The sequence below is a fragment of the Roseibium sp. TrichSKD4 genome, from assembly GCF_000148725.1.
Taxonomy (GTDB): Bacteria; Pseudomonadota; Alphaproteobacteria; order Rhizobiales; family Stappiaceae; genus Roseibium.
This window is the reverse complement of sequence record NZ_GL476319.1, coordinates 783,967-809,445: the sequence shown is the minus strand read 5'-3', so window position 1 is coordinate 809,445 and position 25,479 is coordinate 783,967. Positions and strand designations below refer to the sequence as shown.

Below are 25,479 nucleotides of genomic sequence, written 5' to 3'. Positions count from 1 at the left end.
TCGGTTTTAGGAGGCAAGTGATGTGACCCATTCAAGCACTTTCGAATATCTGGCTTATGGCCCCGGCCAAAGGAATGCCGATAAAAGGGCGATCGGGCAAGCTGCCAATCGTATTGGCTGTGACGCTGATTTCCTTCGGGCGATCCTTGCCGTTGAAAGTGGTGGCCGGGCTTTTGATGATAAAGACCGGCTGATCATCCTGCCGGAAAAGCACATCTTTGACCGGCTATTGCCGAAACCCTTGCGCGCTCGGGCGCGGCGACTGAAGCTTTCCACCCCCAAATGGTCTCGCAAGAACTATTCCGGCCTTGGGAAATCGGGATCCGATTCCCGTTGGGATCGCCTTGGCAAGATGGTGGACCTTGATGAGGACGCGGGCCTCAAGTCGGCTTCTTATGGCAAGGCCCAGATCATGGGCTTCAACCACGGCAAATGCGGTTTTGCGACAGTCCAGGGCTTTGTTCGCGCATTGGGAGTAAGTGAGGCTGCCCATGACACGGCCTTCATTGCGTTCCTGGAAAACTCCGGTCTCTTTGATGAGCTTCGGGACAGAGACGTTCGGGCGATTGTTCGCCGCTACAATGGCCCTGGTCAGATTGACCATTACACCCGCCTTATCAAAAGGGAATACAGCCGCTTGACGCGGCAATCCCTGACGGTCCGCAACAAGGCACGAGCGGCCAGTTTGCGCCTTGGCTCTGAAGGTGAAAAAGTTGAGCGGCTCCAGTTAAGGCTGACCAACCTTAATTATGTTCTTCGTGTCGATGGGGACTTCGGGCCAGCGACCAAACGGGCGGTGGTTGCCTTCCAGGCTGATCACGGCTTGAAGCCGGACGGCATTGTTGGGCAGCAGACACAGGACGCGCTTATAAGCGCCGTTCCCATTCAAGACGATGTAACCGTTGAACATACTCCGGAAGGTGATCTTGTGGCGGTTCCGGCCAAGCGGACCACCGAGACGCTTGTTTCCTTGCAAAAAGAAGGTTCACGCATTGCCGATGCATCGGTGAAAGGAACCGGCACCGGGGCAGCTGGCATCGGCCTTGGCGGGCTTGTTCTCCTGTCTGAGGTCTCGGCAACGTTCCAGGATGCGATAGCTGCGATCGAGCCCATGATTGCCCCCTTTGGCGGTTTGTCCCGCATTGCTCTTTTTGCCCTTCTGGCTGTCGTTGCGTTTATGACCTTCCAGCATTGGCGGGCCGGATCGGCGCGCGTTGAGGACCACAGGCGGGGCAAGACGGTCTGATGTGGTTTCTTGGCCTCATTACCGGCTCAAAAATCGGGCGGCGGTTCGCGGCCTTTCTGGTGGGCCTTTTCCTTTTTTGGGTAATTGTCCGCCAGATCATGGAGCGCGGGGCGCGCTCTGAGCGACTGCGCAGAAAAGCCCAATCCCTTGATACCTTGAAACGAAGGATGATCCGAGATGCGGAACTTGATCGCCTTGGCGCTGATGAGCGTCGTCGCCGCCTGCGCGAGTGGGCCCGGGCAGATGGTTGATGCCTGTGGTGGTTTCACCCCTGTCTATCCAACCGAGCGCGAGGTGTCCCAGCTCTCCCAGCAAACTGTCGACGGCCTTCTTGCCAATCTTGAAACAGGCCGGGCGGAGTGCGGCTGGGTTCCCCCTAATCGGGAAAAGGTCCAGGGCCGGGTTCCAAAATCAGACCGGGAGATTGTGCCAGCCATCATTCCTGTCCCTCGCCGAAAACCGGCCAGTGCAGAGGGCTGACCGGGCGATGAGTGAATTCGATGACGTTGACCGTGCCAATGCCCTTGCAGAGCGGGAACGGGAAGCTGGCATTCGCCATGTGACCAGCGGCATGGAAACGGTCAGTGCACGAACAACCTGCGTTGATTGCGGAGATCCGATTCCTCTTCGCCGCCGCGAACTTGTTGCAGGCGCTGTGCGTTGTGCCCCGTGCCAGCAGGATCATGAACAGGGATGGAATTGATGGACATGGACACGCTCAAGGGATGGATTGCGATCACTGCGTCCGTCTTTGCCCTTGGAACAGCGATCTGGAACCACCTCACGCACAGATCCAGAGACAATTCCAAGAAGGTCGAGGATCTGTCGAACCGGGTTCAAATCATCGAGACGGAATTCCGGCATATGCCGGATGCCGATGCGGTCCATAAACTGGAACTCAGTCTGGCGAAAATGAGCGGCGAGCTTTCAACGGTTCTGGAACAGATCAAAAGCATCCAGCGAACAAACAAGCGTATTGAAGACTACCTGATGGAGAAGTCCAAATGAGTAGCTATAAGGATTTTGCCGATCAGAATATCCGACTGATCATTCTGCGCGCCCTTGCCCCTGAAACGGATTATTCGCTGAACGGCGACATGGTTTTGGCGAACCTTGAGCGGTTTGGACACTTTAAGTCCCTCGATTATCTGCGCGCTCAGTTGTCGTGGTTACAGGATGAAGCAGGTGCCGTTCGTGTTCTGGAACAAGGGTCCACCGTGGTTGCGACCCTGACCCGCCGTGGGCAGGATCATGTTGAACGCCGGACCGTTATTCCGGGGATCCAGCGGCCATCTCCGGAGGGCTGATTTAAATGGCGACCCCTGCGCAAGGTGACATTGATGCTTCCGGCGAGATCGAGACCACGAAGCGGTTTCGCAGGCGCTCGGCCCGTGGTCGGCTGACGAAGATCGATCTGTTACCGGAAGATGCCGATGACATTGTTGCCTGGGCAGCTGAAGAGATGGCCGCGCACAAGCGGCACCTGACGGACATCCACCGCGAGTTTAATGAAAGGCTTGAAGAGCGGGACATTGAACCTGTCAGTTACGGTGTGTTTAACCGCTATTCCATTCGCCTTGCCAAGCTGAGCCGCGAGCTGGAGCGGACGCGCGCCATTGCAGCTGCCTTTACCGAGCGCCTTGATCCGGACGAGCCGGACAACACCACGATCCTGATCTCCAATGCGCTGAAAAGCGCAGCTTTAACCGCGCTTGAAAAGGGCAATCTGGATGCGAAGGATCTGAAACACCTGGCTGAAACCCTGCGCTCGGCCAATGCTGCGGAGAAAGTGTCCCATACAGTGCGTCTTGCCCGTACCGACACCGGGTTCAAGAAGGGCAAGAAGATGATTGAGGCCGTTGGCAAGGAACTCAATCTGGGTGCCAATCGGATCAAGGAACTGAAAACCGAGTTTTTGGGCTTGCCGGACAATGGTTGACGATACCCCAGACCTTGAGGCCATTTCCAGAAACCCGGACGACTTGCCGGATGATCTGCCCGGTGTTGCAGATGTTCCCGATGACGATCCCTTCGCGGACGGCGTTTTGATGAAACACCAGCGCGACTGGCTTGCCGATGAAAGCCGGATGAAGATCGCCGAAAAGGGTCGGCGCACCGGGATCACCTTTGCCGAAGCCCTTGGCGATACCTTGATTGCAGCTGCCAGCCGGGAAGATGGCGGGGATAACGTCCTCTATATTGGCGATACCAAGGAGAAAGGCCGGGAGTTCATCGGCTATGTCGCCAAGTTCGCCAAGCTGATCGCAAAGCAGGCCGTTCAGATTGAAGAGTTTGTTTTTGAAGATCAGCAGGCCGATGGATCTTCAAGGCATGTTTCTGCTTTCCGTATCCGATTCAAATCAGGCTATCGGGTCGAGGCTCTGTCCTCACGCCCTGCCAATATTCGCGGCCTTCAGGGTGTCGTGGTCATTGATGAAGCAGCCTTTCACAAGGATGTTCACGAGGTTCTTGATGCGGTGAATGCGCTGCTTATCTGGGGCGGCAAGGTCCGGGTGATCTCCACCCATAACGGTGTTCTCAATCCTTTTAATGAATTGATCCGCGAAGCACGGGCGAAAAAGAACCTCTTTGAGGTCCATCATATTCCCTTCAAGGCAGCGGTTGAAAACGGACTCTACAAGCGTCTTTGCCGGATGAAGGGATGGGTCTGGTCCAAAAAGGCCGAAGAAGATTGGGAAGCCGGGATCCGCAAAGCCTATGGCACCCGAACATCCAAGATGCACCAGGAGCTGGATGCGATCCCGGCAGAAGCGGAAGGGGCTGCCCTGACACGGGTTCAGATCGAAAGCTGCATGGAAGGCGGCATTCCGGTCGTGCGCTGGAAATTGGCCGATGCCTTTAAAAGCGCACCGCCTGGTATCCGGCGCGCTGAACAGATTGTCTTTTGCAATGACAAGCTTTTGCCGATCCTTAAAAAACTCAATCCCGAGCGCCGTCATGTGTTCGGTGAAGACTTTGCGCGATCGGGTGACCTGACCAGTATTGTTGTCTTTGAGATTGGCCGGGATCTGGTTCGCCGCTGTGTGCTGATTGTCGAGATGCGCAATGTGCCGTTCGACCAGCAGCGCGAGGTTCTTTATTATGTTGGCGACCGCCTTCCCAAGCTTTCAGGCGGGGCGCTGGATGCGACTGGCAATGGTCAGTATCTTGCCGAAAAAGCGGCCCAGCGATATGGCGCGACCATTGTCGAAGTCAAACTGAGCCAGTCATGGTACCTGACCAACATGCCGCCTTACATCGAGGCTTTTGGTGACCGGACCCTCATCCTTCCACGAGATGAGGACATTTTGAACGATCACCAGGCGCTCGCCTATGTCGGTGGGATCATCAAAGTCCCGGATGATCATCGCAACAAGGGATCGGATGGGTTTGACCGGCACGGCGACACGGCCATTGCCGGTGCGCTTGCCTATTTTGCCAGCCGTCAGGATCTTCCTTCTTACGAGTTTATTTCCAGCGGCGAGATGACCCGGCAGCTGAGCGGGCTTGGGCGAGATGACGATGATGAAATCAGCTTTGGGTCCATACCAACGCGAAGGGAAGGATTGTGGTAATGGCCGCTCCCGTTATCTATGACAGCACCGGCGTTCCAATGCGGGTCAGCCCGAAGGCACTCTCCAGCGAAAGCAGTGTTTCGACGGTGCGCCAACTTTCCAAACCGTTCGACGGATCGGTGGCATCAGGTTTGAAGCCCCAAGCCTTACCAGGCATTTTGTCACGGGCATCTGAGGGGGATTTTGAGGACTTCATCACTTTGGCTGAAGAGATGGAGGAGCGTGAGCCGCATTACATGTCCGTGCTTGGTACCCGAAAGCGGGCAGTCTCCTCGATCGCCATGACGATCGAGGCGGGCACGACCAGTGACAGTGATCGGGAAATTGCCGCTGCCTGCAAGGCTTTGATCGACCAGCCTGACTTTATTGACATGCTGGACGACGCCCTTGACGGGCTTGGCAAGGGATTTTCCGTCATCGAGATGGTCTGGGATACCTCGTCCACGCCATGGATGCCACGGGACTTTATCTGGCAGGATCAGCGCCATTTCCAGTTTGACAAGATTCACCGACGGCGTTTGCGGCAGCGCTCGGACGATCATGAAGAGGGTCTGGCGTTGCAGCCGGGCAAGTTCATCACCCATATGCCGAAACTGAAAAGCGGCAAGCCGATCCGGGCAGCTCTAGCCCGTGTTGCGGTCTGGTCGTTTGTCCTCAAGTCCTACACGATCAAGGATTGGGCTTCCTTCTGCGAGACTTTCGGAATGCCGATCCGGATCGGCAAGTTCCATCCTTCAGCCAGCGATGAGGACAAGAAGTCCCTGATGCGGGCCTTGGTCGGGATTGCGTCCGATGCTGCCGGGATTGTTTCCCAAAACGCCGATATTGAACTTGTCCAGGCACAGGTGCGCGGCGGCGAAGCGGTCTTTGGTCAGTTCGCCAGATATCTTGACGAACAGGTCTCCAAGATCATTCTCGGCCAAACCATGACCGCTGACAATGGCTCGTCCAAGTCACAGGCGGAAGTTCACAATGAAGTTCGCCTCGATATCAAACAGGCCGATGCCCGCAATCTTGAAGCGACGATTAACAAGGACATTATTCGCCCGTTCGTGGATATCAATTTCGGGCGGCAACAGCGCTATCCCCATTGCAGCCTGCCTGTTACCGAGCCGGAAGATCTTGATCTCCTGTCTCAGGTGGTTGAGCGTCTTGTCCCGCTTGGCCTTGAGGTCTCTGCCGCAGAGGTGCGCGAGCGGATTGGTTTTTCGGCTCCTGGTGAGAAAGACGTTTTGCTGTCTGCGGTGCAAACGAACGCTGCAACGGTGCCGATCGAAAAGGGTCTCAACACCCGTCAGTCAGCTGATGAGCTGCTTAACGAGATCGGCGTTGATGAGCAGGCCAATTGGGAGGATCAGATGGATCCGCTACTGGCTCCCATCCGAAAGCTGGTTGCCGAAGCTGGCTCTTATGCGGAGATCCTCGACGGGCTTGAACACATGTCGGATCGGATGGATGACGCTGAGCTTGCCGCTTCCCTTTACCGTGCCCGCATGAAGGCGCGCGGTGTGGGCGATCAAGTGGATTGACGGGTGAATGGCCGGATACTCCTTCAAAACCACGCCTGCACCGGAGATCTCCCGGTACTTTGATCAAAAGGCTCTCAAACCGGCATTTCATTACCGGGACATCAGCGCTGAAGAACACGCCTTTGCGTTGACGGTTGCCAAGGCAACCAGGCTCGATGTCCTGAGTTCAATCCGTGAGGCCGTAGATCACGCGATCAAGTCCGGTCAGACCCTTCAGGAATTCCAGGCGAACCTGACTCCAATCCTGCAAAAACAGGGTTGGTGGGGCAAAAAGACCATGACGGATCCGCGCACAGGTCAGACTTATCCTGTCCAGCTTGGAAGCCCGCGCCGTCTTAAGACCATCTATTGGGCCAACTTGAGGTCTGCCAGAGCAGCGGGGCATTGGGAACGGGCACAGCGGACCAAACGGGCGTTACCCTATTTTGTCTATCGTCTTGGCCCGAGTGAGCGGCACCGTCCCCATCATGTGGCGCGTGAAGGTACGATCCGCCCGGTCGACGATCCAATCTGGAATGAATGGTTTCCGCCAAATGGCTGGGGCTGCAAATGCTGGATCCGGCAGATAACAGGATCAGAAGCTGAAGAACTTGGCGGCGTGTCGGACGAGCTGGAGATTGACTATCGGGAGGTTACGAATTCCCGGACCGGCGAAGTTGAGAAAGTCCCGGTGGGGATTGATCCGGGCTGGAACTCCAATCCCGGCAAGGCGCGTGCCCGCAACCTGGTCAATCACCTGAATGCCCGCCTTGCCGAAACAGGCACCAATGACCCTGGCGTTGCGCAGCAAGTGATATCGGAATTATGGGAGAGCGATGCCCCCTTGGCCTATTCGAAGATGAGGGAACGGGTTCATTTGCCGGTGGCTTTTGTGCCGGAGCTTGCACAAAAGCTTGGTTCGCCATCTGCCCTTGTCGTTGTGTCCAGCGATACGATCCGCGCGAAGCTTGGCAAACATGATCGCATTGACTTGTCCCGTTTTGCCCATGTGCAGAAGATACTGGATCGTGAAGAGGTGACCGATCGGCGGGCCGAAAATCTCGGGCTCAATTTCTGGTCCCGCATTGATGGCCTGACATGGCGGGCGGTTGTCCGAAAGAGCGCAGACGGCTTCCTCTATGTTGCAACACTGTTCCAGGCAAGCCCTGGACGACGGAAGCAGCACATCAAGAGATACGGATTGTGGCAGGGAGATTAAGACGGTCGAGGGAAGGACAACGACATCTTCCGTGGCTTCGAGGCCACCATCGATTTGCACGACCGCAAGACCTTTATAACAGGATTATCGTCCCTTTGCCACATGCATGCTTATCCTTCCAATCCTGCACATGGGAGCGCGACCTTAAAAAACGGCCACTGAGGCGCATCGAAGGGCAATTGGCTACGAAGCCCCGAAATTTTCCTTCTCGCGCATTCTGCCTATTTACTACCCCCTTAACTGGCGCTGTTATGGTGTTTGTTAGAGGCCCGATTGCAATCGGGACCACTTTTGGGGCAGATTGGACGAAGATTCGCCGATCACGGCTTGAACTTTCCCTGCCTTCCAGATCCATATCTTCATCGTGATCTCATCCCTTTGGTGACATGTGTCACCATAGATGGCGGGTTGGTGAGCGGGCACAGTCCCGTTCATGGCAAATCAATCCACCCAGCTCGGCAATCTCTGTCTTGCCCTGAACAGCACCGCTTCCGGTCAGGCTCCTGACTGGATCGAGTTGCTGCCAGCAGGTCAGGCCATTGTCGGATATGATGGCCGCACATGGATCAATGACAATCCGCAAAAGCTGATCGACAGGTTCGCCGCCCGCCCGTCACCACTCCCCATCGACTTTGAACACGCAAGTGAACGTGAGCCGGACGGGCGGGCAATTGATGTTGCAGGTCACATCACCGAGCTGGAAATCAGAGACGGCGGATCGATCTGGGGCAAGTCCGACTGGAGCGAGCTTGGTCGCAACAAGGTCGAGGGCCGTGAGTACCGGCATATCTCACCTGCATTCTGGTTCAATCGGTCCGGTCATCTTCTGGAACTGACGTCAGCGGCCCTGACCCTTGACCCAAACCTGAAGCTGACGGCGCTCAATCGGTCTCAGCGCTCAGTCGACTTAGACACCCACCACGACAGTGAAGGAACATCCTCCATGGACAAGGAGCAGCGAAAGGCGCTGTGCCGCAAGCTCGGCCTTGCGGATGAAGCGTCCGACAATGCCATTTTAGACAAGGTTGGCGGCCTTGCCGAAGATCGGGACAAGGCTCTCAACAGGGCCGAGCATCCCGATCTTCAAAAGTTCGTGCCGCGCGCGGACTACGACAAGGTAAAGGGCGATCTGGAAAAGGCTGAGAATTCTGCAAAGGAACGCCTTGCTCAAGATGCCGAAAGCGTTGTCGATCAGGCCATCAAGGATGGCAAGATCACACCAGCCTCCAAGGATTATCACCTTGCCACCTGCCGAGCCAGCGCCGATGGCCTGAAAGCGTTCCAGGACTTTATTGGCAAAACGGCGTCGACCAGTCTTGCCGACAGTTCGGGCCTTGAAGACAAGGATCCGGCCCAAAAGGCAACCTTGTCCCGAGATCAAAAGGCGATCGCCAGCCAGCTCGGTATACCCGAAGAGGAGTATGCCAAGGAGCTGAAGGCCGCTTCGAACAATGGAGGGGCTGACTGATGCTGTCTTCATCCAAGAATGTCAATCGCCGGGCTGGTCGCCAGCTCGCCGCTCCAGTTGCAGCTGGAAGCGTCATTCACCGTGGCGCTCTGGTCGTTCTGGAAAATGGTCTTGCCAAACCGGGCCATGAGGCCGTTGGCCTGACCGCGATCGGGATTGCCGAGAAGCCTGCCGACAATTCCGGCAAGGCCGATGGGGAGACCAGTGTTCTGGTTGAGCGCGATGACTGGTTTTTCCTCGTCATCGATGACGCGGATCCGATCACCCGTGTCCAAATCAACCAGCCTTGCTTCATCGTTGACGATGAAACGGTCGCGGCAACCGATGGCGGCGGCACCCGGTCGAAGGCGGGAACCGTGCGTGACGTCCAGGACGGCGGCGTCTGGATCGAGTTTTAAGGAAAGCGGGACATGGATATCACAGCACAGAACCTCAACGCCTTGAGCGTTGGCTTCCGTAAGAATTACCAGGACGGCCTTACAGAGTACACGCCAACCTGGAACATGATCGCCGACGAGATCCCGTCAACGTCTTCGGAAAACGAATATGGTTGGCTGGGTGACTGGCCGTCCCTTCGTGAGTGGATCGGCGAACGTGTCATTAAACAGCTCTCCGGCGAAAGCTACAAGATCCGGAACAAGCCGTTTGAATCAACCGTCGAGGTGGATAAGTACAAAATCCAGGACGACAATATCGGCGTCTATGCCGGTCGCTTCAAGGCAATGGGCCGGGCGGTCTCCCGCTGGCCGGATGAGGTGGTCTGGCCGGTGCTTTCAGCCGGGTTCTCCACCACCTGCTACGATGGTCAGAACTTCTTTGACACCGACCACCCGGTTGGATCCGAACAGTCTGGTAAACGTCGCACCGTTTCCAACATGCAAGACGGAAATGGCCCAGCCTGGTTCCTCCTTGATCTCAGCCAGGCCGTGAAGCCAATTGTGTGGCAGTTGCGGCTAAAGCCCGAGTTCAGTCAGCTGATCGACCCGAACAGCTCTGAACGTGTCTTTATGAAGAACAAGTTCCTCTACGGGGTCGAGGCGCGCGCGAATGCCGGTTACAGCTTCTGGCAGATGGCATTTGGTTCCAGGGCGGAGCTGAACGAGGAAAACTTCAAGGCCGCTGTCTCTGCCATGACATCCCTTGAGAACGATGAAGGCGGCAAGCTCGCCATCAGGCCGACACTCCTGGTCGTTGGGTCTTCCAACCAGTGGAAGGCACGTGAGCTTCTGGAAACGGCGCGCAAACAGGACGGATCCGACAACATCCTCAAGGGAGCCGTCAAGCTCCAAGTCAGCGCCTATCTCGACTGAGACCCTTGATGCTGGTTTTTCTCACATTCCTCTGCGGCCTCCTCATTGGCTTCATGTGTGGCGTTTGGGCCGCAGGGGCAGCTCTTCGAACTGAAGGAAAAAGTTCCAATGGATGATAACGCGCCTTCCAATTCGATCGTCATGGTCAAGGCCGCGCGCGAGCGTTGGCGCATTGGCCGTAAGTTCCCGGCTGGAAAAGACATTGCGATCGCAATCTCTGATCTGACTGAAACCCAGCTGAAGCAGCTGGAAGATGATCCGGTCCTGTCCCTGCGCTTTGAAAAGGTGAGCCGTGCGGAGCCATCGGCAGAGCCGGAACCGACACCAGGTGCAGCTGCCGCCCATCTGGAGGCAGCCTTGAAAGCTGTGTTCTTCGAACTCGATCCGGAAAAGGATCTGAACAAGGACGGCAGTCCGAACCTTGGCGAATTGAAGAAGCGTCTTGGCCGGGATGTCACCAAGGCGGAAGTCACGACAGCGCTCGGTTCGCTTTCGGAAGATAAGCGCAACGAGCTTGTCGCCAAGTGGGCACCGCCAAAGAACGACAGCTGATTTAACCGGCATTTAAGCGGCCATTAATCCAACGAGGCACTTTAAAATGGCATATGCAACGGCAGACGACTGGCTGAAGGCTGAACACAGCCAGTCCTATATTGGCGATCTCGACGGCGACGGCGAGACGGATATTGCTGCGGTTGACCACGCGCTTGATGCTGCCTCTGAAGAAATGAATGGTTGGCTTGCGAGCCGCTACACGATCCCGGTTCGCCATGAGGGTGCGCTTCGGGTTCTGAAGGTTCATTGCATTGCCATTGGCACCTACCATATGGCGCGCACGGCCAACCAGGTCAGCGAACAGATCGAGACACGTTACAAGTCTTCGATCGACTATCTGAAAGCCATCGGCGCGGGCAAGGCGGACCTGCCCATGCCTGTGGCTTCAAGCAGCGGCGGCGAGGCTGGCAGCACATCCCCGGCCTCGTCTGCTGATGTCCAGTTCACGTCCAGCGAAAAGCTGTTCTCCCGCGACAGCCTGAAGGACTGGTGAGCCATGTCCGGGATCGACTTCATCACCACACTCGATTTTGAGCAACCGATCGCAGCGATCGGGCGGCTTGCAGATCTTGACCAGCGCGAGTTGCTGGACAGTCACGGCGCGCTCGGCGCAAGCCAGACCAAACGCCGGATCGAGGAGGACAAGGCCGCTCCCGATGGCACGTCCTGGAAGGCGAACAAGGAAGGCACGTCCACGTTGTTTCGCGAAGGCGGGCTTGCCGACAGCATTGACCACCAACTTGCAGGCGGCAGTGAAGTCGCTTGGGGGTCAGCGCTGGTCTATGCTGCCATCCATCAGGAAGGTGGCACGATCACGCCGAAAAAGGGCAAGGTTCTGGTGTTCACCGCAGGTGGGGCAACCGTCTTTGCCCAGTCTGTCACGATCCCGGCGCGGCCCTATCTGGGACTTAGTGATCGTGATGGCCGTGAACATGAGGCCATGGCGCTTCGCTTTATTGGGGAGCTGCTTTGATGGAGTTCCTGAAGCCCAGATCCTATAGCGCCATCCAGATCGCAATTGTTGCCGCCATCGATGCAGCGGGCCTGTTCCGCAAAGGTGCGATGGTCAAAGCTGCTCCCGGACACTTGAGCGAACAGTGGCTGGTGAACAATACGGTTCCTAATCAGGGCTGCGCACTGGTTGCCATTGGCCGCCTGGTCGAGGTCGCCAGACACGCAAACGGCGTCCCGATCCACACGCTTCGTCTCGGGGTGTTCCTCATTCCGGCACCGGACAAACGGAACACTCAGGCGCTTCATCTGTCAGACGCGGCCTTTGAGATGGTGGACTTCATTACCGGGCAAGGTGGCAACCGGTTCGGGATATCCGGGGCCAGCGTTCCCAAGAACCTGACAGCTGCCAACAACTATTCGCAAAGCCTTGACCGGAAGGGTTCGACCCTCTGGACGATCGAGTGGACGCAAAGCTTCCATATTTTTGGCAGCGACAATGCTCTTCGCGGTGGGCCTCAAGTGGGAGGGATTGCCGATGCCTCTTGATCACCTTTTGCGAAAAATGAACGCCCGCATTGTCGAGCTGGAACGTGTTACGGCGAATGTCGTGCGCCGGGTCCGGGTGAAGGAAAACAGGAACGGCAAGCTGATCGTTGAGGACGATACCGGCTTTGTCTCCGGAGAAGTTCCCCAAGCCTCCATGTCAGCGGGTGGCTGGAAGGTAGATGCCCCGGCAGGAGCAGGAGCGCAAGGCATTCTCCTTTGCGCAGGCGGCGATCCGGCCCAGGGCACGTTCTTTCCCGGCCTTCCCAGCGATGCCGATCCCGCAGCCTCCACCGATACCGGCATCTTGAAGCTGATTTCTCCTGAAGGAAAGACCCTCACGATCGATGGTAATGGCTTTGCCTTTGTCGGCGACGTGACGATCGACGGTGCGTTCGATGTGACCGGCGCAAGCTTCACCCACAACGCCAAGAATGTCGGCCATGACCACAAGCACAAGGATGTTGTGCCCGGCCCATCCCCAACCGGAGTTCCGTTATGAGCGAGACCACCAAACCTCAAACACACACCTATGACGTTTTGAAGAAATTCAACCACAAGGGCGTGTGGGTCGATCCGAAGGACGAAGAGGTCCAGAAAAACGGCCTTCAGCTGACGGAGGCCCAGGCGCGGTTTGCGGTTTTGAACGGGATCCTGAAACGCCGTTCTGACCAGAACGTTAGCAAGGCTGGCGAACCCAAATCGGACAGTTCGTCCCGATCGTCTGGCTCCAAAACCTCAAAGCCAAGGTCATAAGTAAATGGCGGGTTATGACGCAAGAACAGGAAAGCCGCTTTACGGTGATGCACGGATTGTCCAGTCAATCCGCCGCCTGATCGTGACCCGTCATTCCCTGATCTTGCGCCGCGAGCTTGCCTGTTCCCTGCCGTAGGCCATCGGTGTTCCCGGCACCGCGCTTTACGAGCTTGCCATTTGCGCCGCCATCGCCGGGGCAATTACCACCCATGAAAAGCGCTGTGAGCTGACCCGGATCTTCTTTGTCGATGGGGACGCGGACGGGCGCCGAAAACTGTCTCTGGAAGCAACCAGCCGGGAAACCGGGAAACCTCTTGATCTGTCGGAGTTGATCCATTGAGCCGGTTTGACGACATCATTGAGTTGCCGGGGCTACCGGCTCCCAAGCTGGTTGAGCCGGTTCATGTCGATGTCTTGCAACAGCGCCAGCGCGACAAGTATGCAGAGCTTTATCCGGACTTCGAAGATGAAACCGAGTTTGAGCCGGTGCGTGCGCATTTCGGCACTGATGCCTGGGTGGAAAGTCTGCTCCGGACACGGATCAATGAAGCAGCCAGCGCAACCCGTCTTGCCACCGCCACCGGGTCCGATCTCGATATCATCGGGGCTTCGCGCCGTCGCAAGATCAAACGCCTTGTTCTGGATGCAGGCGATCCGACAGCCAACCCGCCGCGCGAACCGGTTTATGAAAGTGATGAAGACTATCGTCGTCGGATCCAGCTCGGCCCTGAAAGCTATTCAACGGCTGGGCCTGAAGGGGCTTATGTCTTTTGGGCCTTGTCGGTACCAGGTGTTGCGGATGCAACGGCAGTCTCTCCGGAGCCGTGTGATGTCCTGATTACCATTCTGGCAGAAGCTGGAGATGGCACTGCCGCTGAAGAGCTGCTCGCCATGGTCGTTGAAGCAACCACGGCAAAGAACCGCAGGCCGCTTGCCGACAGGGTGAATGTCCAGTCGGCTACCATTCGTCATCATGTTTTAAGTGCCATCTTGCGGGTGTTTCCGGGGCCGTCCTGGAAGCTGGTCGAGGAGACCGCACAGGCGAATATCGACACCTATCTTGAAAGCCGCCGCTCGATCGCCAAATCGCTTCCGGTTTCTGCGCTTCACGCCTCGCTTCAGGTGGCAGGTGTTCACGAAGTCATTCTGCTTCTCGATGGCAATCCGATCGGATCCGGAATCGAGATCGGCGAATTTGAAGCCGCTCACATCGATGTCGAATTGTCGGTGGAGGTGATCGATGGTTGAGTTATCGAACCACGCTGGCCTCTTGCCCCCTTACGCAGATGATCATGAGCGGCGCGTTGCATCGGTCGGATATTCTGCCCAGCTCGATGCCGCGATCGCAACGCTTGCCACTGTAACGCTTCCCTTGAATTGTCCAGTTGAGGAGCTGCCCTTCCTTGCCTGGGAGGAAAGTGTCGACCATTGGAACGACAAGTGGCCGATCGAGACCAAGCGCCTAGTCGTGGAGTTTGCCGAAGAGATTCACATCTACAAGGGCACACTTCAGGCGGTGGAAACAGCGATGGCTTCCTTGTCTGTCCGCCCTGAAATTGTGGAGTGGTTTGAGGCCGAGCCACCTGCACCTCGCGGCACGTTTGATGTCGTGGCCTTTGTGGGCAGCAGCCGGTTCGAGGTGTTCCAGGTTCCCGATGTTGCCTTCAAGGCGGATGTGATTGCCGCCATCAACAGTTCCAAACCCCTATCCCGTCACTATGCCATCCGGTTCGGAATTGAACGCGAGGTTGGTAGCTATCTCGGAGCCTATGTCCAGACGGGCTCCCGGTATACGGCGGCGCTTCCAATCGATGATCCGGAACCAGTTCCAGCCGTTCTTCTTCCCGCCATTGCCAGTCTTTATGGCGGCACCTTTACAGCCAGCCTTGAGGTGTAATTCATGGCCGCCCGTCATTCCATTGTCACTGTTACCGGACGCAACAAGGAAGCTGCCCAAAAGGCAGCGAACCTGCCAGTGCGCTTTACCGAGATCGCGCTTGGGTCCGGGAACCGGTATCCAGCTGGCGGTGAAACCACGCTTCAGGCAGAAGTCCACCGGGGCCAGATTACCGGCTCCGGCGTTATGGCAGGTGAGCCGAACGCGGTTTGGTTCGATCTTTATGTGGCTGCCGATGTTGCGACGTTCTACGCGCAGGAGATTGGTCTCTTTGATGAGGACGGCGTTCTTTATGCGCTTTCCCGGTTTGACCAACCGGTCCCGAAGTTCGGGCCGGACAGTGCGTCCCTCTCCGACAACACGTTCCGGATCGTGGTGGTCTTTTCCGATACCGAGAATGTGGTGGTTGAAACATCGCCGGTCACAGGGCTGACGCCAGAAACCCTGTCTCAGCACCTTCCCTGGGCGCAGGATAAGCACTTTGCAGATCCAGCCAATGAAACCAACATCCCCCGCATTCGCCAGATCCATGAAGAGTTTGGACCACAAAGCGATGCGCTGATCGCTGGCTTTGCCCGCGTTACCGAAATCCTTACCCATCAGGTTGTTCTGGACAATCGCCAACGCCGATTGATGGGGCTTAACACGGGAGGCACTTCCTTATGAGTGATGTAGCAACACAGCTGGAGCGCTTGACAGCTGCTGCCGATGCCCACCAGGCCGCCACGGATCAGTGGCTAAAGCTGATGGATCAGATGGAAGAACTGCCTGCAATTGGCACAGCTGATGAAGTGAGCCAGAAGCAGAAGGTTCTGGTAACAGCAGATGTTCTACCTGACAGGGTTTGGGCTGAATTGCCGGAGATCGGAACCGCCGAGCAAGTTGCAGCACGTGACAACGTTCTTGTCTGTGCTGACAAGCTGCCTGCACACATGTTCGAAAAACTGCCAGATGTTGGAACCGCCGAGCAAGTTGTAAACGGTGATGAAGTGCTGGTGACAGCCGACAAACTCATTCCAGTTATCAAGGCCAATGCAGGGGCGGCAGGCGATCTGGTTCTGTGCGCAGGATCGACACCATCGCCGGGAACTCTTGAGTGTGACGGATCGGCTTTGTCTCGGACCGCCTATGCAGATTTGTTCGCAGCCATCGGCACGACTTATGGCGCAGGCGACGGTGCCGACACGTTCAACATCCCCGATTTGCGCGGCGAGTTCCTCAGAGGCTGGGATCATGGCCGGGGCGTTGATTCAGACCGGGTGTTGGGGTCACCTCAAAGCCACATGATCGAGGCACACACTCACCCCTACGGCTATCCGCATTCCTCTACTTACGGCATGTCCAGTTTACCAACGCCGGGTGTTCGACCAGGCAACAACACCGGTCACGCCACTGGTGGATTTGGCGGTTCGGAAACCCGGCCGCGCAATATCGCTGTGATGATCTGCATCAAATACTGAGGGAACTGTCACGCAAGTGGGCGCGAATTTTGTGTCTGCAACGAAGTGAATGGAACAAGAGAGCTGCAATGACCCATATCCATAACTATCATCCAGAAACTGGTGAGTTCGTTCATACTTCCAATGCGCGTCAAAACCCGCTGGAACCGGACAAGGTTCTGGTTCCACAACATGCGACCACCTTGAAGCCGCCCGCTATCAAGGAGGGTTTTGCCCGTGTTTTTACCGGCACACAATGGAAAGAGGTTCCTGATCATCGGGGAGAGACGTGGTTCGACCTTGAACGCAATCCGGTTGTTATCAAACAATTGGGCTCTCCTGTTGAAAAGGACCTGATCGCCGAACTTCCTCCAGTTCCACTGGCTGACCTGAAACTGGATGCCATTCAATCTGTTCTGGCGGAGGCAGATCGGCTGGCAGCGCAATTCGTCGCCGGATACACAGAAGCTGAACAGAGTACGTTTGTGAAACGGGAGAATGAAGCGCGCGCAATTCAGAGCGGTGCCATTTTGCCCAAAGATGCCACCTATCTCATGAAACTGGCCGGAGGGGATGCTGCTCTGGTGGCGGGGCTGAAGGACGTTATTCTATCTCGCTCGGATCTCTTTGAAGATGTGACCGTTGCCGTCACACATATGCGTCAGCAAGCGCAAGAGCGCATTGAAGCGGCTTCTGATGCGGATGCGCTGGCAGAGGTCTTGAACGCGCTGAAACAACAGGCGGTAGAAACAGCCGCCGGTTTGCTGGCTCGTAAGGCCGCTCTGGATAACGGGTAACGGCCATGCGCTATTGCGACGCCCGTCCTTTAATCAAGTCAGGAGACCTCATGGCCTTCAGGGGCGAAGGGTTTGTTTCGCGGATCATTCGTCATGTAACGGGCGGGCGTCACACCCATGTCGGTATTGCTTGGGTGTTTCGGGGGCGCGTGTTCTTACTGGAAGCGCGGGAAGGACGCGGCGTTCAGATCCGGGCGCTTTCAACCTGTCTGCCATGTGACTGGCTTCATTGCGATCTGGGCTGGACGGAGAACGCAGAAACCGCCGCTCTGTCAAAGCTTGGAAAGCCTTATTCCTACGTGGATGCACTTCGTGTCGGGATGGGGATAGCTCCCTCAAACAGCGGTTACATCTGTTCTGAATTTGCAGCCCGTGTCCAGGCGCACATAACCGCCCGGATCCCGTACTTCCCCGCTCACACTCCGACCAGCCTCGTCCAGTCCTGGCTTGATCAGGACGTTCCCCTTGTTGCCCTGAAAGAGGACTAACGTCATGACGACAAATTATAGACACGGCGTGTTCGCCACAGATCAGACCGCACCGACGCCTCGTATCCGCGTTGGTGAAGCCGGTGAGATTTTCATGATTGGCACCGCACCCGATGCGGACGCCGAAAAGTGGCCCCTCAATGTGCCTCAGGTGATTGCAGGCGACATTTCAAAGGTCGACAGCCTTGGTACCAATGGCACGTTGAAGGCGGCCTTGAAAGCCGCATGGCGTCAATATGATCGCCAATCAGGCAAGATTGCTGTTGTTCGCGTTGAGGAAAAAGAGGATCCAGCACAACAAAAGGCTGCTGTCCTGGGGGATGCGATCGACAAGAGCGGTGTCTATTCAGCCTTGAATGTGCGGGCGCTACATGATTTTGAACCGGATCTCTTGATTGCACCCGGCTTTGCCAATGCCATGCCCGGAGACCAGGCTGATCCGGTGATCAATGGTCTCATCGATGTTGCGCAAAGGATCCGATCCTTTGTCTTTGCCGATGGACCAAATACGACCACGGAAGATGCCATCTCGGCCCGTCAGAACTACAATTCCGATCGGTTACAGCTTGTTGATCCGCATTGCTTGGTATTTGACAGTGATCATGCTGACACTCTGTCCATTCCAGGCTCGGCGATCATTGCCGGTGTTCAGTCCAGCCTTGATTTGGAAAAGGGGTTTTGGTGGTCAAATGACAACAAGCCCCTGGAAGTGGAGGGTTTGGCCCGTCCGATTGATTGGCGGATCTCCGACACCAATGCAGAGGCAAGCCGCCTCAATGCCTCACAGGTCTCCACCTTCTACCGGGACAAGGGGTTTTGGAGCTGGGGCGGTCTTTCAACAGATCCGGCCCGCAAAATGGGCGGCACCATTGTCGGACGCAGGGTGGCCGACAAGCTCTATGATGCCCTGGAACAGGGCCTGCGCTTTTATATCGGTCATCCGATGCAGTTGCAGGCTGTTCGCCATATAGGCTCTCTTGGTCACAACTTCGGTTTGGAGTTGATGCAAAAGGGTGCGCTCAACGGATTTGTGTTTGAGCTGCCGGAAGATCTCAACACACCCCAGCAGATCGCGGAAGGCATTTTGTTCTACCGGCTGAAGTTCATTGAGGCCGCGCCCATCCACGACATTGAAATCTGGGGCTACCGGACGCCGGAACTTTATGAAGAGTTCCTGTCTCTGGCCGCCGCCCGGACATCCTTCACCGCCAGTCTTTCTGATGTAGGAGCCTGATCCCATGGAATTCGGCAAGAAACTATCTGACTTCACCGTCTGGATCGATGACGCAGATCTCGGGGGAACCGTCAGCAACGTCAAGCCCACCATCAAGCGCAAGAACGAGGGCCGCAGGCCGGGCGGGACACGCGGCCCACTTGTGACAACCCATGGCTTTGAAGAGCTGAAGATGGAACTCACCTTCAACACTATGGAACCGAAGCTGTTCGACATGCTGGTCGGACAGAAGGTCGGTCAGCATGCGCTCTTTGCCCGTGGTGCCGTCATCGATGAGTTCGAAGGCACCACCGAGACCGTCGTCCACGAAATCCGGGGGCGCTGTCTCAATCCGGACTTCGATGAAGAGTGGAAGTCGGGTGAGGATCTGGAGCTGAAACTGGAATTCGCTCTCATCTTTTACCGCCATGAGTATGCCGGGAAAGAGCGCAAATACATCGATCTTCGCAACAACATCGTGCGCATGAACGGCTTTGACGAAACCGCTGAAGCGAATGCCGCGCTTGGCCGCTCATAACTGAATTGAGCTGCCGGGCTGGCATATGGCCGCTGGCAGTTCTTCCAATTACTCCCCGATAACGGGCCGTTAATTGGCCCATAACAATCAGGACACTCAGCCATGAATACCCAAGTTGAAATCACCCTGCCGTCTCCTGTTCCTGTGAACGGCTCTGAGATCAAAACCATCACCTACACCCGCGAACCAACCGGCAAGGATCTGGGCCGGTTCACGCCGATGGATCTGATGGAAGGTAATCGGCGCGCCCTGCAACAGGTCGTACCCCGCATTGCCAGCCCATATATTTCCGATGCCCAGATCAAGGAGATGGGGTTCAGCAACTTGCAGGCCCTTGCCAATGGGTTCGGCGGTTTTTTGGAACATGTGAATGTGGACGAGATGGTGACGGTGAAGACATCACCGAGCACACCAGCCTCGCCAGTTTCCTCGACGCAGGCGGAGAGTTCCAAAGCCAGCGCCCAGAAAACCTGAATCAGGTCTTTTATGAAATCACGGCTGCCTTCAGCTGGCCGATCGGCGATCTGAAGGCGATGCCCTGGTCCGAGCTTTATGTCCACTGGCTGGATGCTCGAAAGCTCTTGAAGGAACGACTGGACGCCATGAAGAAGGCAGGCAATGTCAGCGACTAACCTCAGAGCCCAAGTGGTCCTTGCCCTGAAAAACCGCCTGTCGAGAACAGCAGGTAAGGTTCGAAAGGACTTGCGTGATCTTGAAGGGGAAGCTGGACGCATGCGTCGGTCGTTCCGGCAATCGGGAGCTGAGTCCGACAAGTTTGGCCGTAGCCTTCAAAAGACCAGTCAGATTTCTGCTGATCATGCGCGTCAGACCCTACGCACGGCCACCTCCCAGAACGAACTCATTGGCCGCTTTAGATCCCTCAAACAGCAAAGCGGTCGAACAGCAGAAGGGCTGAAGGAAACCCAATCGAGATTGGCAGCACTTGCGAAAGAGGGAAAGGCCAGTGGCAGGGAATTCGATGCCCTGAAGCGCAAGGCGAAAAACCTAAAGACGAGTTTGCAAAACCAGAACAGGCAGCTGGAGAACGCCAGGCGCAGCCTGAAGCAGGCCGGTGTCTCGACAAAGGATCTTGGATCTGCCCAACGGACAGCGAGCACCAATATTGACAAGGCCACTGAAGCATTGTCACGCCAGCGCGCCGAGCTTCAAAGAGTGGAGCGCCGCCAACAGGCACTAAACCGGCTGACGGAACGACGCCGCGATCAGCGAGACCGATTGGCGGGGATTGGCGGGGCCATGGCTGTGGGCGGTGCTGGCGCGGCTGTCGCTGGCTACCAGCTGAAACGGCCCGTTGAATCCGTTATCACTCAATATGCGTCCTTTGAAGAACAGATGGACGCCGTTGCCGCTGTTGCCCGCGTCAAACAGGGCAGCGACCAGTATAAGGCCCTGTCCGGCAAAGCCCGCGAGCTTGGGGCAACAACCAGTTATTCGGCCTTGGAAGTCGGGCAAGGCATGCAGTACCTCGCTATGGCCGGATTTAAGGCACCTGCAATTGACACGTCGATCAAAGACATTTTGAACCTTGCCAAGGCAACAAAGACGGATCTGGCGGCAACATCCGACATCTCGTCCAATATTCTAAGTGGCTTTGGGTTGGAACCGTCTGACATGTTGCGCGTTGCAGATGTTCTGACAGCCACGACGACACGCGCAAATGTAGACCTGACCATGCTTGGCGAGAGCATGAAATACGTTGCACCGGAAGCCAAGGCGCTTGGTGTCTCACTGGAAGAGACCGCCGCCATGGCTGGACTTCTCGGCAATGTCGGTATTCAGGGCTCGCAGGCGGGCACATCCTTGCGCGGTATCTATCAGCGCTTGGCCGCTCCAACCACAGCCGGGGAAAAGGCCCTCAAGAAGATTGGCGTCCAGACCAAGGACTTGAAGGGCAATCTGCGCCCGGTACCGGAGCTGATTCTGGAGATCGCCAAAGCGACCGAGAAAATGGGCACCGCCGATCGGAAGGAGATCTTCAAGGACATTATCGGTGTAGAAGCCGGTTCGGCTTTCTCTGCACTTGCCGATGAAAAAGGATTTGCGATCTTCAAACAGCTTCTTGGTGATTTGTCGGTTGCCAACGGAGAGGCGGAAAGAGTCGCCACCGAAATGGGTGACAACCTGTCGGGTGACTGGAAGAGTTTCCAGTCTGCCATGAGCGAACTGGCCCTCACCATCGGCGAGGAGCTGGATCCGGTCCTTCGATCCGTCACCCAATACCTGACCAATGCAGCCCGATCTGTCGCGGCCTGGCTGAAGGATCATCCGAGCCTCACAAAGGCCATCGGCTTTTCTGCCATTGCGATCACCGGTCTCTTGTTGGTTGGTGGAACATTGCTTGCCTTTTTGGGAACGGCCACGATCCTGACCGGTGGACTTAGATTTGGCATGTTCATGCTCGGGGCCCGCGCCTTTGGGGCAGGCAGGTCAATCGGTCTCATGGGCCGGGCGTTCGGTCTCCTGTCGAAACTCAAGCCGCTCAAGTGGGCGCGGCTGATCCCCAAGCTGTTGTGGCGCTCGTTTATCTTCCCCCTGAAATGGGGAGCCTATCTGCTGAAATTTGCATGGCGCGCCTTCATTACGCCCTTGAAGTGGGCAGCCTTCCTGACCAAGCTGTCATGGCGCGGTATCGTGTCAGCCTTCAGATGGTCCAGTGTTCTGGTCAAACTCTCCTGGCGCACATTCCTGACAGCGATCAAATGGCTGTCATTCCTGCCCAAGCTCTCGTGGCGTCTTTTGATCATGCCGCTCAAATGGACCGCGCGCCTGATCCCCGGTATCGGCTGGGCCCTGCTGGCAGGTGAGCTGCTCTGGCATTTGCTGATCAAGCCGCTCGGCTGGGATGAATATATCCCGTCCTTCAGCTGGTCGGACAAGTTCTCGATTCTCGACTGGTCAACGTGGATCCCGGAAGTCAGCCTGTCAGACAAGGGCCGTCAGGCAATCCAGTCTCTATGGGACGGGGCGGCTGCGAAGTTCAACGAGTTCGTGGGCTACCTGAAGAGCATCCCGTCGCGGGTTGTCTCGGCGATCGGCAACATCGATTTGACCGACATTATCAGCTGGCCGCCCATACTCGGTGGAGGTGGTGGCGAGGCTGCAAAGTCGGATGTTGCAAAGGCCGCAAATGACAATACCGCCAAATTCTCCACTGGTGTCGGCTCCTATGCCAATGGTGGCACCGTTCGGGCAACCGGCCTTCAGCTCGTTGGTGAACGAGGTCCGGAGCTTCACTATGCCAGTAAAGGGGATTTCATCGCCCATCACGGCCAGCTTCGGGAAATGGCGCGCCTGTCGTCAAAGGTCCGTAAGGTCGCCGCAGTTCCGCTCAGTGCAGCAGCTGCAAAGTCGGCGCCACCCCTTCTGCCCAAACTGGAAGCAGCCGGAGCACGGGGTGGTGCGGCAACACCCGGTGCCCAGCAACCAGGCGGGACAAATCGGGGTGTGGTGATCGAGTCAGCGACGTTTGAGATCAAACTCGATATGAGCGGCCAAAATCCATCCGCTCGACAGGTTGTAGACGATCTTTTCCGCGAGCTTGAGCGCAAGTTGCAGGGGAGCTTGAGCGACTCATGAGCTGTGAGACCTGTAAGCAGACCAAGAGACGTTCGTTCTGGTTCGGTGTACTTGTCGGCGCACATTTGATGGCAATACTCGATCTGACAGACATTCACGTCGAGATTTGCGCCGGTGAATGTGATTATTCAGGCGGCGATCTTCTTCAAGGGCTGGAAGGGGGACGCAAATGAGTAGGCCGCTTGCTGCCCTTGGCATGTTCCTGTTTGCCCCGTCCATCGGCTCTTATGAAGAGCTGGAGCACACCTGGAATTTCAAATGGGCAAAACCTGATCCGATTGGCTCCCCGCCTGTCAAACAGTGGATGGGCAAAGGGGACGAAGAACTGTCCATCATTGGCGGCGTTTGGCCTGAAATCCAGCCATCTGGAACATGGAAGATCGACCGCCTTGCGAAAGTTGCAGGTCTCGGCGTTCCACTGGTCTTCCTCTCCGGTTCGGGGACGGTTTTCGGCCTTTGGTGCGTGGAGCAAATCCACAAGCGCGACACCCTCATCGAGGAATGGGGTATTCCCGGGGCGATCGAATATGAAATCTACCTTTCCAAATATACAGGGGGCATAGGCGGATGGCCGTTCTGACCACTGTAAGAGCCAAACAGGGCGACACGATCGAGAGCATCATCTTCGATGTGTTCAAGCGGCAGGATCGTGGTCTTATCGATGCCACACTGGAACTGCCCGAGAACAAGGGCCTTGCCGCGCACGGGCAAGTCTTGCCACTTGGCACCGTCGTCACGCTTCCTGATTTATCGGCCATTAAAGAGCCTGTTAATCAGACGCGCCGGATCCGGTTGAGGGACTGACCATGACACCGGATTGGCTGATCTCCATTGATGGTAAACCTGTCTCATCAGCGGCCTTGAACAAGGCAGGATTCGGGCGGCTGATCTCGGCCACAATTACTGACAATTCCGGTAATGAAGCTGACACCATCGAGTTCACCATCGTCCGCGATCCGTCCATGGCCCTACCACCGGTGGGAGCGGAGATCATTGGCGAATTTGGGTATTTGGAAACAGGCCGGGAAAGCCTTGGTATGTTCTTCCTGGACAAGCCGGGCTCCAGCGGCTCGACATCCGGTCACACAATGCGCCTGACCGGTACAGCTGCCGACATGTCCGGGTCCTTAAAAGAACAGCGCACGAAATCCTATGACCGCAAGACGGTCAATGCGATCGTCCAGGAGGTGGCCGGACGCAACGGCCTCACACCGCGTGTCTCCGGATCGATCGGATCGATCACGATCCCCCATATCGACCAGACACAGGAAAGCGACATGAACTTCCTGACCCGGCTTGCCGGGGATGTCGGGGCAACGTTCAAGATCTCGGACAAGGATCTGCTTTTTGTCGATCGAGGAACCACCAAGACGGCCAGCGGCATTCAGCTGCCCGCGATCGAGCTGCCCCGAACGATCTCATATGAATATGAGGCCGGAGAGCGGGAGAATTACAAATCCGTCAAGGCGACCTGGCACGATCAGGAGGCTGCCAAGCGACAGGAAGTCGTTGTTGGGTCCGGCTCGCCGCAAAAAACGCTCACCAAATCCTATGCCACGAAGGACGAGGCCGAACGGGCAGCCAAGGCTGCCCTCAAGGATGGCAATGCATCAGGGGAACGGCTGAAGGTGACCGATGTCGGCAACACGGCAATCCTCGCCGAGAGCAAGCTGACCGTCCCGGCGCTTGTTCCCGAGATCGGTGGAGACTGGACCGTTCAAAGGGCGGTCCATCAGATCAGCACGAGTGGCTACACGACTGAGGCCGAATGCGAAAGGGTCAGGGAATAGGAGTACGGGTGGCCTGATAAACAGCCCGTGAGTATCTTCTTGCCTTCAAGGATTTTATTATGGATGAGTACTTTGAAATTTGAAGGCACGGTTTTTCGACCAAAAGCAGTTAGGTGTTAGCCGATTCAACTATTGTCACTAACTCGGAATTGATTGAGATGGCCGAAACACAGATCGAGTGGACAGACGCAACTTGGAACCCTGTAGCGGGTTGTTCGATCATGTCAGCCGGATGTACAAATTGTTGTGCAATGAACATCTCTTTTACGAGGTTCCGCCATGACAGGCAAATTCACGTCAAATAAATATTCACTATGGGTGCTCCCTGTGATGTTGACGATTGTTGCTGTATTAGTGTCATCAATTCGAAAACTGACACCACTACTGCACATGTTTAGGCTCTGAATATTTTTATCAACTTGGAAAACGGCGCGTCTGCTTCTAAGTCGCTTCTCTTCACAAATTGATTGAATTGGAAATTTTGGTACAAACAAATGTCAAGTTTACGACCGATATCACTGTCTGATTTTCTATCCGGATCCAGTTCGAATAACAGCGCATCATTACCGTTCGTGCATTCAACTAC

Annotated in this window: 35 protein-coding genes; 34 read left to right on the top strand and 1 reads right to left on the bottom strand. The window is 56.3% G+C overall.

Going from position 1 to position 25,479, the window contains the following annotated elements:
- Positions 1 to 22: 22 nt before the first annotated feature.
- From TRICHSKD4_RS20160 to TRICHSKD4_RS20070, 19 genes are all read left to right on the top strand, one after another.
- Positions 23 to 1,246, top strand: a complete 1,224-nt coding sequence (locus TRICHSKD4_RS20160) for an N-acetylmuramidase domain-containing protein (protein WP_009468792.1) — start codon at positions 23 to 25, stop codon at positions 1,244 to 1,246.
- The gene (locus TRICHSKD4_RS20155; protein WP_009468791.1) at positions 1,246 to 1,497 is read left to right on the top strand and encodes a hypothetical protein; all 252 of its coding nucleotides are present in this window, start codon (positions 1,246 to 1,248) and stop codon (positions 1,495 to 1,497) included. The genes TRICHSKD4_RS20160 and TRICHSKD4_RS20155 overlap by 1 nt, the downstream gene beginning before the upstream one ends.
- Positions 1,490 to 1,726 carry a hypothetical protein gene (locus tag TRICHSKD4_RS20150; RefSeq protein WP_009468790.1) on the top strand — a complete coding sequence of 79 codons (237 nt, stop codon included), beginning with the start codon at positions 1,490 to 1,492 and terminating at the stop codon, positions 1,724 to 1,726. The genes TRICHSKD4_RS20155 and TRICHSKD4_RS20150 overlap by 8 nt, the downstream gene beginning before the upstream one ends.
- A gap of 7 nt (positions 1,727 to 1,733) precedes the next feature.
- Complete coding sequence (locus TRICHSKD4_RS20145; RefSeq protein ID WP_009468789.1) at positions 1,734 to 1,949, top strand: TraR/DksA C4-type zinc finger protein; 216 nt, start codon at positions 1,734 to 1,736, stop codon at positions 1,947 to 1,949.
- Positions 1,949 to 2,254 (top strand): DUF2730 family protein, encoded by a 306-nt coding sequence (locus TRICHSKD4_RS20140; RefSeq protein WP_009468788.1) that lies wholly within the window; start codon positions 1,949 to 1,951, stop codon positions 2,252 to 2,254. Before TRICHSKD4_RS20145 ends, TRICHSKD4_RS20140 begins: the two co-directional genes overlap by 1 nt.
- On the top strand, positions 2,251 to 2,553 hold the full coding sequence (locus tag TRICHSKD4_RS20135) for a hypothetical protein (RefSeq protein ID WP_009468787.1): 303 nt from the start codon (positions 2,251 to 2,253) through the stop codon (positions 2,551 to 2,553). The genes TRICHSKD4_RS20140 and TRICHSKD4_RS20135 overlap by 4 nt, the downstream gene beginning before the upstream one ends.
- 5 nt (positions 2,554 to 2,558) lie before the next feature.
- On the top strand, positions 2,559 to 3,185 hold the full coding sequence (locus tag TRICHSKD4_RS20130) for a phage protein Gp27 family protein (protein ID WP_009468786.1): 627 nt from the start codon (positions 2,559 to 2,561) through the stop codon (positions 3,183 to 3,185).
- Positions 3,178 to 4,821 carry a hypothetical protein gene (locus tag TRICHSKD4_RS20125; protein ID WP_009468785.1) on the top strand — a complete coding sequence of 548 codons (1,644 nt, stop codon included), beginning with the start codon at positions 3,178 to 3,180 and terminating at the stop codon, positions 4,819 to 4,821. Before TRICHSKD4_RS20130 ends, TRICHSKD4_RS20125 begins: the two co-directional genes overlap by 8 nt.
- Complete coding sequence (locus tag TRICHSKD4_RS20120) at positions 4,821 to 6,350, top strand: DUF935 domain-containing protein (protein WP_009468784.1); 1,530 nt, start codon at positions 4,821 to 4,823, stop codon at positions 6,348 to 6,350. The genes TRICHSKD4_RS20125 and TRICHSKD4_RS20120 overlap by 1 nt, the downstream gene beginning before the upstream one ends.
- A gap of 7 nt (positions 6,351 to 6,357) precedes the next feature.
- Positions 6,358 to 7,548, top strand: a complete 1,191-nt coding sequence (locus TRICHSKD4_RS29585; protein WP_009468783.1) for a phage minor head protein — start codon at positions 6,358 to 6,360, stop codon at positions 7,546 to 7,548.
- A gap of 433 nt (positions 7,549 to 7,981) precedes the next feature.
- A complete protein-coding gene (locus tag TRICHSKD4_RS20110) occupies positions 7,982 to 9,016 on the top strand; it encodes a phage protease (RefSeq protein ID WP_009468782.1) in 1,035 nt (344 codons plus the stop codon).
- Complete coding sequence (locus tag TRICHSKD4_RS20105) at positions 9,016 to 9,414, top strand: hypothetical protein (protein ID WP_009468781.1); 399 nt, start codon at positions 9,016 to 9,018, stop codon at positions 9,412 to 9,414. The genes TRICHSKD4_RS20110 and TRICHSKD4_RS20105 overlap by 1 nt, the downstream gene beginning before the upstream one ends.
- A 12-nt stretch (positions 9,415 to 9,426) precedes the next feature.
- Complete coding sequence (locus TRICHSKD4_RS20100) at positions 9,427 to 10,326, top strand: Mu-like prophage major head subunit gpT family protein (protein ID WP_009468780.1); 900 nt, start codon at positions 9,427 to 9,429, stop codon at positions 10,324 to 10,326.
- Between the two features lie 108 nt (positions 10,327 to 10,434).
- Positions 10,435 to 10,878 carry a hypothetical protein gene (locus tag TRICHSKD4_RS20095; protein WP_009468779.1) on the top strand — a complete coding sequence of 148 codons (444 nt, stop codon included), beginning with the start codon at positions 10,435 to 10,437 and terminating at the stop codon, positions 10,876 to 10,878.
- A gap of 46 nt (positions 10,879 to 10,924) precedes the next feature.
- Positions 10,925 to 11,374: a gp436 family protein gene (locus TRICHSKD4_RS20090; RefSeq protein WP_009468778.1), complete on the top strand. Its 450-nt coding sequence runs from the start codon at positions 10,925 to 10,927 to the stop codon at positions 11,372 to 11,374.
- A gap of 3 nt (positions 11,375 to 11,377) precedes the next feature.
- Positions 11,378 to 11,854: a phage virion morphogenesis protein gene (locus TRICHSKD4_RS20085; RefSeq protein ID WP_009468777.1), complete on the top strand. Its 477-nt coding sequence runs from the start codon at positions 11,378 to 11,380 to the stop codon at positions 11,852 to 11,854.
- The gene (locus tag TRICHSKD4_RS20080; protein WP_009468776.1) at positions 11,854 to 12,381 is read left to right on the top strand and encodes a hypothetical protein; all 528 of its coding nucleotides are present in this window, start codon (positions 11,854 to 11,856) and stop codon (positions 12,379 to 12,381) included. Before TRICHSKD4_RS20085 ends, TRICHSKD4_RS20080 begins: the two co-directional genes overlap by 1 nt.
- Positions 12,371 to 12,880, top strand: a complete 510-nt coding sequence (locus TRICHSKD4_RS20075) for a phage baseplate assembly protein V (RefSeq protein ID WP_009468775.1) — start codon at positions 12,371 to 12,373, stop codon at positions 12,878 to 12,880. The genes TRICHSKD4_RS20080 and TRICHSKD4_RS20075 overlap by 11 nt, the downstream gene beginning before the upstream one ends.
- Positions 12,877 to 13,134 (top strand): toxin-antitoxin system antitoxin component Xre family, encoded by a 258-nt coding sequence (locus TRICHSKD4_RS20070; RefSeq protein ID WP_009468774.1) that lies wholly within the window; start codon positions 12,877 to 12,879, stop codon positions 13,132 to 13,134. Before TRICHSKD4_RS20075 ends, TRICHSKD4_RS20070 begins: the two co-directional genes overlap by 4 nt.
- Positions 13,135 to 13,198: 64 nt before the next feature.
- Here TRICHSKD4_RS20070 and TRICHSKD4_RS30900 read toward each other — a convergent pair whose 3' ends face one another.
- Positions 13,199 to 13,345, bottom strand: a complete 147-nt coding sequence (locus TRICHSKD4_RS30900; RefSeq protein ID WP_168157050.1) for a hypothetical protein — start codon at positions 13,343 to 13,345, stop codon at positions 13,199 to 13,201.
- A gap of 125 nt (positions 13,346 to 13,470) precedes the next feature.
- On the opposite strand from TRICHSKD4_RS30900, the gene TRICHSKD4_RS20060 reads away from it, so the two are divergent.
- From TRICHSKD4_RS20060 to TRICHSKD4_RS29580, 15 genes are all read left to right on the top strand, one after another.
- Positions 13,471 to 14,382, top strand: a complete 912-nt coding sequence (locus tag TRICHSKD4_RS20060; RefSeq protein WP_009468772.1) for a baseplate J/gp47 family protein — start codon at positions 13,471 to 13,473, stop codon at positions 14,380 to 14,382.
- On the top strand, positions 14,375 to 15,031 hold the full coding sequence (locus tag TRICHSKD4_RS20055) for a phage tail protein I (RefSeq protein WP_009468771.1): 657 nt from the start codon (positions 14,375 to 14,377) through the stop codon (positions 15,029 to 15,031). The genes TRICHSKD4_RS20060 and TRICHSKD4_RS20055 overlap by 8 nt, the downstream gene beginning before the upstream one ends.
- A 3-nt stretch (positions 15,032 to 15,034) precedes the next feature.
- Positions 15,035 to 15,697, top strand: a complete 663-nt coding sequence (locus TRICHSKD4_RS20050; RefSeq protein ID WP_009468770.1) for a phage tail protein — start codon at positions 15,035 to 15,037, stop codon at positions 15,695 to 15,697.
- Positions 15,694 to 16,491, top strand: coding sequence for a phage tail protein (locus TRICHSKD4_RS28455; protein ID WP_009468769.1), 798 nt, complete (start codon positions 15,694 to 15,696; stop codon positions 16,489 to 16,491). Before TRICHSKD4_RS20050 ends, TRICHSKD4_RS28455 begins: the two co-directional genes overlap by 4 nt.
- Positions 16,492 to 16,559: 68 nt before the next feature.
- Complete coding sequence (locus TRICHSKD4_RS28450) at positions 16,560 to 17,267, top strand: hypothetical protein (RefSeq protein ID WP_009468768.1); 708 nt, start codon at positions 16,560 to 16,562, stop codon at positions 17,265 to 17,267.
- Between the two features lie 50 nt (positions 17,268 to 17,317).
- A complete protein-coding gene (locus TRICHSKD4_RS20035; RefSeq protein ID WP_009468767.1) occupies positions 17,318 to 17,755 on the top strand; it encodes a hypothetical protein in 438 nt (145 codons plus the stop codon).
- A gap of 4 nt (positions 17,756 to 17,759) precedes the next feature.
- Positions 17,760 to 18,989, top strand: a complete 1,230-nt coding sequence (locus tag TRICHSKD4_RS20030; protein WP_009468766.1) for a phage tail sheath subtilisin-like domain-containing protein — start codon at positions 17,760 to 17,762, stop codon at positions 18,987 to 18,989.
- Between the two features lie 4 nt (positions 18,990 to 18,993).
- The gene (locus TRICHSKD4_RS20025) at positions 18,994 to 19,506 is read left to right on the top strand and encodes a phage major tail tube protein (RefSeq protein WP_009468765.1); all 513 of its coding nucleotides are present in this window, start codon (positions 18,994 to 18,996) and stop codon (positions 19,504 to 19,506) included.
- Between the two features lie 102 nt (positions 19,507 to 19,608).
- Positions 19,609 to 19,980, top strand: coding sequence for a phage tail assembly protein (locus TRICHSKD4_RS20020; protein ID WP_009468764.1), 372 nt, complete (start codon positions 19,609 to 19,611; stop codon positions 19,978 to 19,980).
- Positions 19,981 to 20,124: 144 nt separating this feature from the next.
- Positions 20,125 to 23,103 (top strand): phage tail tape measure protein, encoded by a 2,979-nt coding sequence (locus tag TRICHSKD4_RS28445; protein WP_009468763.1) that lies wholly within the window; start codon positions 20,125 to 20,127, stop codon positions 23,101 to 23,103.
- Complete coding sequence (locus tag TRICHSKD4_RS30895) at positions 23,100 to 23,276, top strand: hypothetical protein (RefSeq protein ID WP_009468762.1); 177 nt, start codon at positions 23,100 to 23,102, stop codon at positions 23,274 to 23,276. Before TRICHSKD4_RS28445 ends, TRICHSKD4_RS30895 begins: the two co-directional genes overlap by 4 nt.
- Positions 23,273 to 23,683 carry a phage tail protein gene (locus tag TRICHSKD4_RS20010; protein WP_009468761.1) on the top strand — a complete coding sequence of 137 codons (411 nt, stop codon included), beginning with the start codon at positions 23,273 to 23,275 and terminating at the stop codon, positions 23,681 to 23,683. Before TRICHSKD4_RS30895 ends, TRICHSKD4_RS20010 begins: the two co-directional genes overlap by 4 nt.
- Positions 23,671 to 23,907 (top strand): tail protein X, encoded by a 237-nt coding sequence (locus tag TRICHSKD4_RS20005; RefSeq protein WP_009468760.1) that lies wholly within the window; start codon positions 23,671 to 23,673, stop codon positions 23,905 to 23,907. Before TRICHSKD4_RS20010 ends, TRICHSKD4_RS20005 begins: the two co-directional genes overlap by 13 nt.
- Positions 23,908 to 23,909: 2 nt before the next feature.
- Complete coding sequence (locus tag TRICHSKD4_RS20000; RefSeq protein ID WP_009468759.1) at positions 23,910 to 24,893, top strand: contractile injection system protein, VgrG/Pvc8 family; 984 nt, start codon at positions 23,910 to 23,912, stop codon at positions 24,891 to 24,893.
- Between the two features lie 158 nt (positions 24,894 to 25,051).
- Entirely contained in the window at positions 25,052 to 25,198 is a 147-nt protein-coding gene (locus tag TRICHSKD4_RS29580) for a DUF5131 family protein (RefSeq protein ID WP_256377410.1), read from the top strand.
- The last annotated feature ends 281 nt before the right edge of the window (positions 25,199 to 25,479 follow it).

Coding starts and splice junctions, on each gene's coding strand:
- TRICHSKD4_RS28450 (WP_009468768.1), top strand. CDS start 16,560: ATGACCCATATCCATAACTATCATCCAGAAACTGGTGAGTTCGTTCAT.
- TRICHSKD4_RS30895 (WP_009468762.1), top strand. CDS start 23,100: ATGAGCTGTGAGACCTGTAAGCAGACCAAGAGACGTTCGTTCTGGTTC.
- TRICHSKD4_RS20070 (WP_009468774.1), top strand. CDS start 12,877: ATGAGCGAGACCACCAAACCTCAAACACACACCTATGACGTTTTGAAG.
- TRICHSKD4_RS20105 (WP_009468781.1), top strand. CDS start 9,016: ATGCTGTCTTCATCCAAGAATGTCAATCGCCGGGCTGGTCGCCAGCTC.
- TRICHSKD4_RS20125 (WP_009468785.1), top strand. CDS start 3,178: ATGGTTGACGATACCCCAGACCTTGAGGCCATTTCCAGAAACCCGGAC.
- TRICHSKD4_RS20090 (WP_009468778.1), top strand. CDS start 10,925: ATGGCATATGCAACGGCAGACGACTGGCTGAAGGCTGAACACAGCCAG.
- TRICHSKD4_RS20130 (WP_009468786.1), top strand. CDS start 2,559: ATGGCGACCCCTGCGCAAGGTGACATTGATGCTTCCGGCGAGATCGAG.
- TRICHSKD4_RS30900 (WP_168157050.1), bottom strand. CDS start 13,345: ATGGGTGGTAATTGCCCCGGCGATGGCGGCGCAAATGGCAAGCTCGTA.
- TRICHSKD4_RS20035 (WP_009468767.1), top strand. CDS start 17,318: ATGGCCTTCAGGGGCGAAGGGTTTGTTTCGCGGATCATTCGTCATGTA.
- TRICHSKD4_RS20095 (WP_009468779.1), top strand. CDS start 10,435: ATGGATGATAACGCGCCTTCCAATTCGATCGTCATGGTCAAGGCCGCG.
- TRICHSKD4_RS29585 (WP_009468783.1), top strand. CDS start 6,358: ATGGCCGGATACTCCTTCAAAACCACGCCTGCACCGGAGATCTCCCGG.
- TRICHSKD4_RS20080 (WP_009468776.1), top strand. CDS start 11,854: ATGGAGTTCCTGAAGCCCAGATCCTATAGCGCCATCCAGATCGCAATT.
- TRICHSKD4_RS20030 (WP_009468766.1), top strand. CDS start 17,760: ATGACGACAAATTATAGACACGGCGTGTTCGCCACAGATCAGACCGCA.
- TRICHSKD4_RS20135 (WP_009468787.1), top strand. CDS start 2,251: ATGAGTAGCTATAAGGATTTTGCCGATCAGAATATCCGACTGATCATT.
- TRICHSKD4_RS20100 (WP_009468780.1), top strand. CDS start 9,427: ATGGATATCACAGCACAGAACCTCAACGCCTTGAGCGTTGGCTTCCGT.
- TRICHSKD4_RS20075 (WP_009468775.1), top strand. CDS start 12,371: ATGCCTCTTGATCACCTTTTGCGAAAAATGAACGCCCGCATTGTCGAG.
- TRICHSKD4_RS20150 (WP_009468790.1), top strand. CDS start 1,490: ATGGTTGATGCCTGTGGTGGTTTCACCCCTGTCTATCCAACCGAGCGC.
- TRICHSKD4_RS20085 (WP_009468777.1), top strand. CDS start 11,378: ATGTCCGGGATCGACTTCATCACCACACTCGATTTTGAGCAACCGATC.
- TRICHSKD4_RS20005 (WP_009468760.1), top strand. CDS start 23,671: ATGGCCGTTCTGACCACTGTAAGAGCCAAACAGGGCGACACGATCGAG.
- TRICHSKD4_RS20010 (WP_009468761.1), top strand. CDS start 23,273: ATGAGTAGGCCGCTTGCTGCCCTTGGCATGTTCCTGTTTGCCCCGTCC.
- TRICHSKD4_RS20145 (WP_009468789.1), top strand. CDS start 1,734: ATGAGTGAATTCGATGACGTTGACCGTGCCAATGCCCTTGCAGAGCGG.
- TRICHSKD4_RS20020 (WP_009468764.1), top strand. CDS start 19,609: ATGAATACCCAAGTTGAAATCACCCTGCCGTCTCCTGTTCCTGTGAAC.
- TRICHSKD4_RS29580 (WP_256377410.1), top strand. CDS start 25,052: ATGGCCGAAACACAGATCGAGTGGACAGACGCAACTTGGAACCCTGTA.
- TRICHSKD4_RS20155 (WP_009468791.1), top strand. CDS start 1,246: ATGTGGTTTCTTGGCCTCATTACCGGCTCAAAAATCGGGCGGCGGTTC.
- TRICHSKD4_RS20000 (WP_009468759.1), top strand. CDS start 23,910: ATGACACCGGATTGGCTGATCTCCATTGATGGTAAACCTGTCTCATCA.
- TRICHSKD4_RS20055 (WP_009468771.1), top strand. CDS start 14,375: ATGGTTGAGTTATCGAACCACGCTGGCCTCTTGCCCCCTTACGCAGAT.
- TRICHSKD4_RS28445 (WP_009468763.1), top strand. CDS start 20,125: ATGTCAGCGACTAACCTCAGAGCCCAAGTGGTCCTTGCCCTGAAAAAC.
- TRICHSKD4_RS28455 (WP_009468769.1), top strand. CDS start 15,694: ATGAGTGATGTAGCAACACAGCTGGAGCGCTTGACAGCTGCTGCCGAT.
- TRICHSKD4_RS20050 (WP_009468770.1), top strand. CDS start 15,035: ATGGCCGCCCGTCATTCCATTGTCACTGTTACCGGACGCAACAAGGAA.
- TRICHSKD4_RS20120 (WP_009468784.1), top strand. CDS start 4,821: ATGGCCGCTCCCGTTATCTATGACAGCACCGGCGTTCCAATGCGGGTC.
- TRICHSKD4_RS20110 (WP_009468782.1), top strand. CDS start 7,982: ATGGCAAATCAATCCACCCAGCTCGGCAATCTCTGTCTTGCCCTGAAC.
- TRICHSKD4_RS20140 (WP_009468788.1), top strand. CDS start 1,949: ATGGACATGGACACGCTCAAGGGATGGATTGCGATCACTGCGTCCGTC.
- TRICHSKD4_RS20025 (WP_009468765.1), top strand. CDS start 18,994: ATGGAATTCGGCAAGAAACTATCTGACTTCACCGTCTGGATCGATGAC.